Origin of the sequence: Gemmobacter sp. 24YEA27, from assembly GCF_030052995.1 — a bacterium.
Taxonomy (GTDB): domain Bacteria; phylum Pseudomonadota; class Alphaproteobacteria; order Rhodobacterales; family Rhodobacteraceae; genus Pseudogemmobacter.
The window spans coordinates 98,030-109,513 of the sequence record NZ_JASJPW010000006.1 but is presented as its reverse complement, the minus strand read 5'-3'; the positions used below and the strand labels follow the sequence as shown (position 1 = coordinate 109,513).

General features: G+C 59.0%; 10 protein-coding genes, 1 pseudogene and 1 riboswitch. Of the genes and pseudogenes, 10 read left to right on the top strand and 1 reads right to left on the bottom strand.

Going from position 1 to position 11,484, the window contains the following annotated elements; genetic code table 11:
• Window positions 1-170: 170 nt before the first annotated feature.
• The 10 genes and pseudogenes from QNO18_RS23580 (at window position 171) to QNO18_RS23535 (ending at window position 9,912) form a co-directional block, all read left to right on the top strand.
• Window positions 171-815: a hypothetical protein gene (locus QNO18_RS23580; RefSeq protein WP_283179907.1), complete on the top strand. Its 645-nt coding sequence runs from the start codon at window positions 171-173 to the stop codon at window positions 813-815.
• 114 nt (window positions 816-929) lie between these two features.
• Window positions 930-1,244: a HigA family addiction module antitoxin gene (locus QNO18_RS23575; protein ID WP_283179906.1), complete on the top strand. Its 315-nt coding sequence runs from the start codon at window positions 930-932 to the stop codon at window positions 1,242-1,244.
• Between the two features lie 5 nt (window positions 1,245-1,249).
• Window positions 1,250-2,968, top strand: coding sequence for an Eco57I restriction-modification methylase domain-containing protein (locus tag QNO18_RS23570; RefSeq protein ID WP_283179905.1), 1,719 nt, complete (start codon window positions 1,250-1,252; stop codon window positions 2,966-2,968).
• Entirely contained in the window at window positions 2,965-3,708 is a 744-nt protein-coding gene (locus QNO18_RS23565; protein ID WP_283179904.1) for a PaeR7I family type II restriction endonuclease, read from the top strand. The genes QNO18_RS23570 and QNO18_RS23565 overlap by 4 nt, the downstream gene beginning before the upstream one ends.
• Before the next feature lie 2 nt (window positions 3,709-3,710).
• Window positions 3,711-4,388, top strand: coding sequence for a hypothetical protein (locus QNO18_RS23560; protein ID WP_283179903.1), 678 nt, complete (start codon window positions 3,711-3,713; stop codon window positions 4,386-4,388).
• A gap of 24 nt (window positions 4,389-4,412) precedes the next feature.
• Window positions 4,413-4,619: a hypothetical protein gene (locus tag QNO18_RS23555; protein ID WP_283179902.1), complete on the top strand. Its 207-nt coding sequence runs from the start codon at window positions 4,413-4,415 to the stop codon at window positions 4,617-4,619.
• A 447-nt stretch (window positions 4,620-5,066) separates the two neighbouring features.
• Window positions 5,067-6,710: an IS21 family transposase gene (istA, locus tag QNO18_RS23550; RefSeq protein WP_283179901.1), complete on the top strand. Its 1,644-nt coding sequence runs from the start codon at window positions 5,067-5,069 to the stop codon at window positions 6,708-6,710.
• Between the two features lie 130 nt (window positions 6,711-6,840).
• A pseudogene (locus QNO18_RS23545) lies at window positions 6,841-7,399 on the top strand (IS5 family transposase); the annotation flags it as partial.
• A gap of 121 nt (window positions 7,400-7,520) precedes the next feature.
• A riboswitch (cobalamin riboswitch) is annotated at window positions 7,521-7,721 on the top strand.
• Between the two features lie 156 nt (window positions 7,722-7,877).
• Window positions 7,878-8,861, top strand: coding sequence for a DUF1852 domain-containing protein (locus QNO18_RS23540; RefSeq protein ID WP_283179900.1), 984 nt, complete (start codon window positions 7,878-7,880; stop codon window positions 8,859-8,861).
• 22 nt (window positions 8,862-8,883) lie between these two features.
• The gene (locus tag QNO18_RS23535) at window positions 8,884-9,912 is read left to right on the top strand and encodes a methionine synthase (protein ID WP_283179899.1); all 1,029 of its coding nucleotides are present in this window, start codon (window positions 8,884-8,886) and stop codon (window positions 9,910-9,912) included.
• Between the two features lie 43 nt (window positions 9,913-9,955).
• Here QNO18_RS23535 and QNO18_RS23530 read toward each other — a convergent pair whose 3' ends face one another.
• Window positions 9,956-11,401 carry a short-chain fatty acyl-CoA regulator family protein gene (locus tag QNO18_RS23530; RefSeq protein WP_283179898.1) on the bottom strand — a complete coding sequence of 482 codons (1,446 nt, stop codon included), beginning with the start codon at window positions 11,399-11,401 and terminating at the stop codon, window positions 9,956-9,958.
• Between the last annotated feature and the right edge of the window lie 83 nt (window positions 11,402-11,484).

Here is an 11,484-nt window from a genome sequence, read left to right as displayed (position 1 = left end):
GTCGTGAGATGTTCGGTCTGTCAAAAGTGGTCCTTTCCCGAAACTGACCGCGGTGGCCCGCTGCCTCGGTGTTGGCAATGAAGCTCGATGCAACCATTCGCGCGCAGCGCCTGACCGGTGTCTGCCGCCACTCCGCATTGTTGGCACTCTAGCGGCGGAGGAAACGGAAGATGTTGCCGAAAAAGGGCAGGAAATTACCGGTATGGAATGGGGCTCTCGTTGGGCGAGACGCCTATGCCAGGACCATGGCGGACCTGCTGCGCAAGGAGCATGGAGAGAGCCATCGTGCGGTCAAGGCCCTGATGCGTCAGACCCATGCCAGCGAGCGGACGGTCAAGCACTGGCTTTCAGGACAGCATGGCCCGGATAGCCTGTATTTCCTGCGGCTGATGGTTTCGTCGCCGGTTATCCGGGCCTACGCGCAGGCTCTGATTGAGGGAGCGGTTGCGAAAAGGCTCAGCCATCCGGAGGATCGACATACCCTGGCTTCAGCGCGGGCCGCATATGCCGAAGGCGAGGCAACAGGAGCCGGTTCGCATGTGAGGGACGGCTCAGATGACCCTGAACATGACCCTGATCGTGACCCAATGAATGACCCTGAAACGCCCGAAATCAACGAGCGGCAGCACTGGTTTCTGGCCCGAGTCGCCGAAGGCGGCCGCTCCGGGGCGAACGAAATCGTGTCGACATGGCAGGTGAGCCTCAAGACAGCCCGCCGCGACATTGCCGCACTCAAGTTGACAGGTATGATCCAATACATTGGATCGCGCCGAAAAGGCCGATATCTCAGAGTGCGGCGCCCTGGCGATTCTTGATCCTGAAAGGCGTCACCGCGAAGCAGCACAGGCAGACACAACTGAGCGGGCGCAATGGAAAGCGACAATTGACGCTTGACCGCATCTTGTTGAGTATTCTATTTTTGTTCTGTGATGAAAATCGACCCATTGCATCCTGGTTTTCTGGTTCGCAAGGACTGCCTCGACGCCTATGATCTTGGTGTCGTTGATGGTGCGCGCATCCTCGGTGTTACTCGCCAGGCGTTAAGCAATGTGGTCAATGGTCGCGCGGCCATCTCTCCTGAAATGGCTGTGCGACTTGCCAAGGCTTTCGGAGGCAACGAAGAAAACTGGTTGCAGCTCCAACTTGCTTATGACCTCGCTCAGGTCAGGAAACGTGCGCATATGATCGTGGTCAGTCCTGTGGCCATGCTGGCGCGAAACCCCGTCCAGCCAAGGTTGCCATGATCCGTATGAATGAACTCGTCCCCGTGATTGCCCTCAACCAGCCGGCGCTGATCGGCCGATGCGCCGTCACCGACGCGGTCGAGGCACTTTCCAATGCCGGAATCGAAGAGCGGGGCGCGATCTTCACCCGCCGCGAAGTCGCAGAGTTCATCCTCGACCTCACCGGCTACACCGCCGACAGGCCGCTGCACACGATGCGCCTGCTCGAGCCGTCCTTTGGCGACGGCGATTTTCTCTTTCCCGCGATCGAGCGCTTGCTACTGGCCTGGAAAGGGGCGGGCCGACCCGATCCGGCTTCGACGCTCGCCAACGCTGTCACCGCCGTCGAACTGCACCGCGACACCTTCGTCTCCTCGCGGGACCGGCTGATTGCCCTGCTCAGGCAACACCGTATCGGTGCTGACACCGCACAGGGTCTGGCCGCTTCCTGGCTGGTCTATGGTGACTTTTTGCTGACCCCGATCGAGAATGGCTTCGACGCGGTGATCGGTAACCCGCCCTATGTGCGCCAGGAATTGATCGCCGATGCGCTCATGGCCGAGTATCGCGCGCGATACAGCACCATATACGATCGCGCCGACATCTACGTTCCCTTCATCGAGCGGTCTCTGACCTCTCTCAGATCCGGCGGCCAGCTGGGTTTCATCTGCGCAGACCGCTGGATGAAAAACCGTTACGGTGGCCCCCTTCGAAAGCTTGTCGCGCAGCATTTCCACCTGAAATGCTATGTGGACATGGTGGACACGCAGGCCTTTCATTCCGATGTGATCGCCTATCCTGCCATCACCGTCATCGCCCGCCAGCCCGCTGGCGCCACCCGAATCGCCCGTCGTCCGACGATCGAGGCAGAGGTGCTTTCGCGCCTTGCGGGCGAACTGACCGGCGACCGCGCTGCCGCTGGAGGCGTTCAGGAACTCGCTGACGTTGCCGTTGGCGATCAGCCCTGGATTCTCGACACGTCTCCCGACCTGGTGCTTGTGCGCCGCCTGGAAACTGCGCTGCCGACTCTGGAAGAGGTCGGCTGCAAGGTCGGCATCGGTGTCGCCACCGGAGCGGACAAGGCCTTTATCGGCAGGTTCGATGAGATGGATGTCGAGCCCGATCGTAAGCTTCCCCTAGTCATGACACGCGATATCAATGCGGGGAGCGTGGCGTGGCGCGGATACGGTGTCATCAATCCCTTCGCCGAGGACGGTCGGCTGGTCGACCTCGATCGCTATCCCCGCCTTCACGCCTATCTTGATGCGCGAAAGGACGAGATCGCCGGGCGCCATGTCGCCCAAAAGGCTCCAGCCAACTGGTATCGCACCATCGACCGCATCTATCCCGAGTTGGTCGCCCGACCCAAGCTGCTCATCCCCGATATCAAGGGCAGCGCCCACATCGTGTACGAGGAAGGTCGGCTCTATCCGCACCACAATCTCTACTTCATCATCGCCGACGAATGGGATCTGCACGCGCTGCAGGCGGTTCTGACTTCGGGTGTCGCCCGGCTGTTCGTCGCTGCCTATTCCACCAGGATGCGCGGCGGCTTCCTGCGATTCCAAGCGCAATATCTGCGGCGTATCCGCGTGCCACGCTGGAGCGATGTTTCGCCCGCAATGCGCGAAACCCTGATCCGCGCCGGCAGAGCTGGCGACAGGAGGATCTGCGACGATGCCGTTGCCAGTCTGTATGATCTCACCGAGGCTGAGCGTGCCGTTCTGGCGGGGGAGGGCGCATGAGCGACATGGCAGACTACGAAGAGAAGGCGCGTAATGCGATCAAGGCCTTCTGGGGCGTCAAAGATGCCGCCACCAAGGCGCAGATCGAGCGCGGCGTTCAGGATGTCGGCTCGCGCGGCGCAGTCACCGCCGGCAAACATCTTGATGCTTTCGTGCCGCTGTTCAAGGACGTGGCCAACGGCCACGGCCTCAAAGGTTTGGAATTCCACTTAGGTCGGCAGGTGCCTGTTCTGCCGGGATATTTCCGGCCGACCAAGGAATGGGATCTGATCATCACCCACCGCAAATTGCTGGTCGCGGTGTTCGAGTTGAAGAGCATCGGCAGTTCGTTCGGTAACAACATGAACAACCGCTCCGAGGAAGCGATCGGCGCGGCGCATGATTTCTGGACGGCGTTCCGCGAAGGCGCTTTTGGCAAGGACGTCCCGCCACCTTTCCTCGGCTGGCTGATGATTATGCGCGATTGCACCGGCTCCACGTCACCGGTTCGCGTCAAGGAGCAGCATTTTCCGGTTTTCCCCGAGTTCCAGGGCGCGTCATACGCGCAGCGCTGCGATATTCTCTGCCGCCGCCTCGTTCAGGAAAAGCTCTACACGGCGACCGCGCTGATGCTCACCCCGGATGAGGCTGGAAAAGAGACGGGCGAATTCCGGCAACTGAGCGATACCGGATCGTTCAGACGGTTCATCGCTACTTTCGCCGGCCACATGACGGGACTTGCGGCTGGCGCCAGGAGTTAATCATGGCGCTCAGCATGAAGGAGGCAAGCGCCGTCAGTGAAATCGCCGAGCTGATGTATGGGTTTCTGCCCGGCAGTGGGAACCCTAAAACGGCTTTTCCCCTCGCGGCTACCGAGGCCGGTGTCGGTGACTTCTGGCAGCCCGGCAGCAAGCTCCCCTCGCTCACACATCTTCTTGCCGCCACCCTCGAGCATCGGCGTAACCGTTTCTGTCCGCTTGTTCTCGCCGTCATCCGCCAGTCAATGACGTGGCGCAGGGGACGCAGTGAGCCACTCGCTCGTGAGGAAGTCGAACAGCTCAATGATCTGCTTCGCCGGGTATCGTTTCGTATTCCGGAACTGACTGACAATGATTTTCTCGCGAGCTTGCCACTCCGCGATCCACAACCGCCAGCGCCCGCTACTCCGGTCGGTCCCGACCCGGCGCTTCTCACCGGGTTGTCGCAGAGGCTCATAGAGGTCAGTCAACTCGATCCTCAGCCGCGTGGGTACGCTTTCGAGAAGTTCCTGCAAGACCTCTTTGGTGCCTATGATCTTTCTCCCCGGGCATCTTTCCGTCTGACCGGCGAACAAATTGATGGCAGCTTTGCCCATGAAGGGGAAACCTATCTCTTGGAAGCAAAATGGCAGAACGGAGGATGTAGCATCGCCGACCTTCACACCTTCGCTGGCAAGGTTTAGACTAAGGCCAGGTGGGCCAGAGGGATGCTCATCAGCAATACTGGCTTTACTCAAGACGGCCTCGCTGCCTTTGGCAAAGCACCTACGTCTATCATTTGCATGGATGGGCTCGATCTTTTCGATACTCTCACCCGGCAACTCTCCTTGACGGAAGTGATCAGCCGGAAAGCTCGCCGCGCTGTCGAAACCGGTGGACCGTTTGTGCGCGTGCGTGATCTTTTCCCAGGATGACCTTGGCGACGCGAGAAATATTTGTTTGTGTGATACGCCCCCGGTTTCTATACGATTGAATTGGTTATCAGACTGCGACTTGAATCGAGTGTCGGTCTCGTAGGTTGCGCGTCCCCGCAACCAGTTCTGTCATAAATCAATCGAAATCCAAGTGTGATCAGACGCTTAGGCCGCCACAAGGGGGCCTTTTCTGTTTTGGGATAGGTGGAATATCGGTCGTTCCGGGCCGAAGCCGCTCACATTGCGCTACGCGGGAGCGCGTGCGCCCGTAAGTATGAGCTTCTCGCACGCGTGATAGGCTGCACCGGCCCTGAGCAGTCGGTCGGCCTCGTTCAGTGTGTTTCGGCGTGCAAAATTGACCCCCTAATGCGGGGTATCGGCGTCCAATTTTGCCCCCCCCTTAGGTTCTGTCAGACCGTTCGTTGCGAGGCAGCGAACGGAGGGGGGATGAAGCGGGTGGATACGATCGCGCGAGAGCGGCGGGCCTTCTACGTTCAGGGCTGGTCGATGAAGAAGATCGTGCGAGAACTGCACGTGTCACGGAACACAGTGCGCAAGATCCTGCGGACGGATGAGACGGACTTCAGTTACGAGCGTGAGCGTCAGCCGATGCCGCGGATTGGTCCCTGGCAGGGGCAGCTCGAACAGTTTCTGTCGTCCAATGCGAACAAGCCCGCGCGGGAACGGCTGACGTTGATCCGCATCTTCGAGGAACTGCGTGGGTTCGGATACCAGGGTGGCTATGATGCCGTGCGCCGGTTCGCCAGGAACTGGTCGCAGAACCGGGGGGCGGTGACGGCAGAAGCCTATGTGCCGCTCTACTATGCACCGGGCGAGGCTTACCAGTTCGACTGGAGCCATGAGATCGTGGTGATCTCTGGCGTCACGGTGACGATCAAGGTGGCGCATGTCCGACTTTGCCACAGCCGGATGATGTTCGCCCGCGCCTACATGCGCGAGAGCCAAGAGATGGTGTTCGACGCGCATGACCGCGGGTTCGGCTTCTTCAGGGGCACCTGCGCCCGTGGCATCTATGACAACATGAAGACGGCTGTCGAAGCTGTCTTCACCGGCAAGGAGCGTCAATACAACCGCCGCTTCCTGCAGATGTGCAGCCACTACCTTGTCCAACCCGTCGCCTGCACCCCGGCTTCAGGCTGGGAGAAGGGTCAGGTCGAGAACCAGGTCGGGCTGGTGCGGGAGCGGTTCTTTACACCGCGGCTGCGGGTGAAGAGCCTCGACGAGCTGAACGCCTGGCTGCTGGACAAGTGCGTGGCCTATGCCAAGGCGCATCGCCATGTGGAAGATGCCGACAAGACGATCTGGGAGATGTTCGAGGCTGAGCGCCCCCACCTCGTTCCTTACGTTGGCCGCTTCGACGGCTTCCACAGCGTGCCTGCTTCCGTCTCGAAGACCTGCACGGTGCGGTTCGACAACAACAAATACTCGGTCCTGGCTACGGCCGTCGGACGTCCCGTCGAGGTGCATGCCTATGCCGAGCGGATTGTCATTCGGCAGGATGGCGTGGTGGTCGGAGAACATGCCCGCGCCTTTGGGTGGGGCCAGACGGTTTATGATCCATGGCACTATGTGCCTGTTCTGGCACGCAAACCTGGCGCATTGCGTAATGGGGCTCCTTTCAAGGACTGGGTGCTTCCACCCGCCATGGCCGCGATCCGGCGCAAGCTGAAGGGCAGCGATGATGGCGACCGGCAGATGGTCCAGATCCTGAGCTGCGTGCCCGATGACGGGCTGCAAGCCGTCGAAGCCGTGGATCAGGGTGTCCATTCCGCGCCTGTCGTCATCAACATTCTCGCCCGACGACGCGACCCGACCCCGCCGCCACTTCTACTGACTCACACCGCGCTGCGCCTGCCCTTCGCGCAATCAGGCGGGCAGCTGCTCTTTCACCTGATCAGCCGCCTTTATGAACGCACATCGATCATCGTCACCACCAACCTTGCCTTCGGTGAATGGCCAACTGTCTTCGGTGACGCCAAAATGACCACGGCACTCCTGGACCGTCTGACCCATCACTGCGAGATCATTGAGACCGGCAACGAGTCATGGCGCTTCAAAAACCGCACTTGACCCCGATCAGGGCCTGACCCGCCTCCACTCTGTGATCAGTTCCGTCGACTCAGGCCCTGATCTCGACGCAGCATAGGGGGGGCAAAATTGGACGCCGATAGGGGGTCAGTTTTGCGCGCCGATTGACACGCCAGACAAGCTCCAGATGGTCGACAGCACTGTGATCCGCGCTCATCATCATGCGGCGGGCGCAAAAGGGGGACTGCTGACAAGAGGCTCCTGGCCGTTCGAGAGCGTCCGGTGGGAAAACGATCCACTGGATCGTTTTCTGGACCACCTTCCACTTCTCGACCAAGATCCATCTCCGCGTCAACGGCGCAGGCCTCCCGATGAGGACCGAGATCACGCCGGGGCAGGATTCCGACTACACCGGCTATGATCTGGTGATGGCTGACAATCTGCCCCAACCGACAGTTCTGGTCGCCGACAGGGGCTATGACTCTGATAAAATTCGGGAAGACATCGAGAGCCGCAACGCCCTGCCCATGATACCGATGCGAAAGAACCGAAGGGTGCGCAAGGCTGTCGACATGACCATCTATACCCTGCGCAACATGGTCGAGCGCTGCTTCAACAAGCTGAAAAACAGCCGCCGCCTTGCAACCCGCTACGACAAAACCGCAGAAAGCTTCCTGGGCTTCGTCGACGTCGCCTGCATCAGGCTCTGGCTCCGCCATTTGTCAACATGACCTAGGGGTGTTTTAAAAAAAATTTCGTCTGCACCTGATTTCTTACACTGCCGGTTTCGCTCATGAATTTCATGAATATAATCTGCTTCTGAAATCGTTGACATTTCCGGGCCCGCAAAGGATTTTATCGATTGATTCAGGTGCCGGGGGAAGCCCCGGTTAAAAGGGAATCTGGTAAGGCCAATGCCAAATCCGGAGCTGCCCCCGCAACTGTGAGCGGCGAGCCCGTCCGAAATGCCACTGGCGCGCATTCTGCGCCGGGAAGGCCGGACAAGGTTACGACCCGCAAGTCAGGAAACCTGCCTGGATTGATCACCTGTTCCGGCCGCGGTGGGCGTGTCGGGAGCGGCCGTTCCGCAAAGGTGACTGCAAAGGCCCGTGTGACATCAGTCGCCCGGGGCCGGCTTCGCGACATCCGTCGCGGAGTGTCTGTGGTTTTCCGGCCTGTCTTTTCAGGCCGCTCAGAAGGCATGTCACAATGACAGAAGGTTTCACTTTCAGAGTTACGAAGATTGGCTTCGACGAGGATTACATTCCGGCCGATAATACGCGCATCACCACCAATTTTGCCAATCTCGCCAGAGGGGCACACCGCCGGGAGAATTTACGAAACACTCTGGCGATGATCACCAACAGATTCAATTCTCTGGCGGGATGGGACAACCCAAAAGGTGACCGGTATTCCGTTGGGGTCGAGATTATATCCGTCGATATGGCTATGGGGAGTGCAGAAACTGCGGGTGTGTTTCCGATTATTGAGATTCTGAAGACAAACATCCTTGATCACAAAAACCGTAAGATCATTGATGGATCTGCGGGGAATAATTTCTCGTCTTATGTGCGGGATTATGATTTCAGTATAGCGCTCCCGGAATATAACAAAGGGAAAGCCGGCTTTGCCGTGCCGGAGGATTTTGGCGACCTGCATGGAAATCTGTTCAGGAGTTTCGTGAAATCTGAGGTCTATCGCCGAAATTTCAGAAAGACACCGGTGATATGTCTCAGCGTATCAAGCAACAGAACCTATATCAGAACCGATATCACCCATCCTATTCTTGGTGCTGAATACAGGCAGGATGAAGCATCTCTGACTGACAGGTATTTCGCAAAAATGGGTATGACGGTTCGCTGTTTCATGCCGCCGGGCGCCGTTGCCCCCCTGGCATTTTATTTCATGGGGGATCTTCTTGATGATTATACAAATCTGGAAATGATCAGCGCCATCAGTACGATGGAGACATTCCAGAAGATCTATCGTCCGGAAATCTACAACGCCAATGCCGCCGCAGGCAGCTGCTATCGCCCAAGCCTGAAACATCAGGATTATTCTCTGACGCGGATTGTCTATGACCGCGAAGAGCGCAGCCGTCTGGCGCTGGAACAGGCCAAATTCGCGGAAGAGCATTTTATCAGGCCGCATCAGGCCAGGCTTTCGCAATGGTCAGCCAGTTTCGCGCTTTGACAGAATATAAAAGGTCCCCACTATGAATAAACTTCTCCCCACTGCCACTGCCGGCAGCCTTCCCAAACCGTCCTGGCTGGCCGAGCCCGAGAAACTCTGGTCGCCCTGGAAACTTGAGGGGGCAACGCTTGCCGAAGGCAGGCAGGATGCGTTGCGCCTCGCGCTGGACGATCAGCAGCAATCCGGCATCGACATTGTCAGCGACGGGGAACAGACCCGTCAGCATTTCGTCACGACTTTCATCGAACATCTTGAAGGCGTTGACTTTCAGAAACGAGAAACCGTCAGAATCCGGGATCGTTATGATGCCAGCGTGCCGACCGTCACCGGTGCCGTGGCGCGCCGTAGACCGGTCTTTGTCGAGGATGCAAAATTCCTGCGGCGGCAGACGAAACAGCCGATCAAATGGGCGCTGCCCGGCCCGATGACCATGATCGACACGCTCTATGATGCGCATTACAAAAGCCGGGAAAAGCTTGCCTGGGAGTTTGCTGCGATCCTGAATCAGGAGGCGCGTGAACTGGAAGCCGCAGGCGTCGATATCATCCAGTTTGACGAGCCCGCCTTCAATGTGTTTTTCGACGAGGTCAATGACTGGGGGATTGCCACACTGGAACGGGCGGTTGAGGACCTGAAATGCCAGACCGCCGTTCATATCTGCTATGGCTACGGCATCAAGGCCAATACGGACTGGAAAAAGACCCTCGGCACCGAATGGCGTCAATATGAAAAGATCTTCCCGAAGCTGCAGGCGTCAAGCATTGATATGATTTCGCTTGAATGCCATAATTCGCATGTGCCGATGGATCTGATTGAACTGATCCGGGGCAAGAAAGTGATGGTTGGGGCCATTGATGTGGCTTCTGAACGGGTTGAGACGCCGGAGGAAGTGGCGAATACGCTGCGCAAGGCGCTGCAATTTGTAGATGCCGAAAACCTTTGCCCCTGTACCAATTGCGGCATGGCACCGCTGCCGCGCCATATCGCAAGGGCAAAATTGCAGGCTCTGGGTGCCGGTGCCGAGATCATCCGCAAAGAGCTGACGGCATAATCATATCACATCACGATGCCGCCGGAGATATGCCGGCGGCATGTTACTCTTCGCCAAAGCGGTAGATCGCGAGGCTTCTTTCGCGTTCATTCACCGCAAGCGGCCGGTTGATCGGTGCATGCGCACGGGCGGCGCAGTCGCGGCGCTCGCAAAGATAGCAGTTCAGCCCGATTTCAACCGGTTTCGATCTGACAAGGTCGATTCCATCCGCATAGATCAGGCGCGGCGCATAGGCGGTGTCGCAGCCAAGCCCGATCGCAAGCCGCTGCGCCGGTTGCCCCTGCATACCGCCTGCGCGGGTCACGGTGCGCGCAACCGAAAAATAGCTCGCGCCTTCGGGCATGCGGATCAGCTGTGTCTGTACCTGATCGGGCGTCTCGAAAGCGCCGTGGATGTTCCAGAGCGGGCAGGTGCCACCAAAGCGTGAGAAGGGAAACCGCCCCGCCGAAAAGCGTTTCGAGATGTTCCCGGCGCGATCCACCCGCACGAAGAAGAACGGGATGCCCCGCGCACCCTCGCGTTGCAGCGTGGACATGCGATGTGCGGTCTGCTCGAAACTGGTGCCAAAGCGGTGGGACAGCAACTCGACATCGTAGCGCGTGGTTTCACAGGCGCCGAGGAAACGCGCATAGGGCATCACCAGGGCTGCGGCGAAGTAATTGGCAAGGCTGACGCGCATCAGGGTGAAAGCAGATGGCTCCGTCAGCCCGGCCTCATCAACGAGCCGCGCGATCAGCGGTTCCTGCTCAAGGCGCGCCAGCAGAACGCCGATCTGAAAGCGCCGGCTCGACTGGCGCAACAGCTCAGAGAGCATCAGCTCCTTACGATGCAGATCAAACCGCCTGAGATGCCCGCCCATCACATCAGCCGGCAGGATACGGGTTCGCACGCCATGCGCCGAAAGCCGGGCCGAGAGCGCCACATGCGGCTCGCTGCGATGAAGCTGCAATTCCGCCGCCAGCGTCTCGGCGGCGCGGTCGAGCGCGTCGACATGATTGCCGCGCGCGTAGAACCAGGCCCGCACCGCCTCGGCCGGGCGCGAACTTTCTGAGAGGACCTCGACCTTATCGCGATCGGTCAGCGGGTTGTCGTCCGCCATCGGGCGCAGGACGGCTTCACGGTGGCGGTCATGCAACTGGACGAAGGCGCGTGCGAGTCGGGGTGAGGCCTGGAGAATGGCCTCGATCTCGACCTTTGGGATCTGCCCGGCCCCAAGCAGCGGATCTTTCAGTGCCGCGTTGAAATCTGCGGCCAGCTGCGCGTCACTGGCCGGGGCGAGTTCCGAGATATTCAGATCGTAGATTGATGCGAGTTTCATCAGAAACTGCGCCGAGGCCGGACGCTGATCGGCCTCGATCAGGGTGATGTAGCTTGCGGAGACGCCAAGCTCGGTCGCCATCTGCGCTTGGGTCAGCCCCAGCGATTGCCGCAGCACCTTCAGACGCTGCCCGATGATCAGCTTTTCGCCCCGCTTGCCCTCGCCTGTCATGTCTTTCCTCGCATCCCGCTTGTGACAAACCTTACAGATCGCGCAAGGGTAATGTGACAAGACTTACATCATTACCCTTTTAT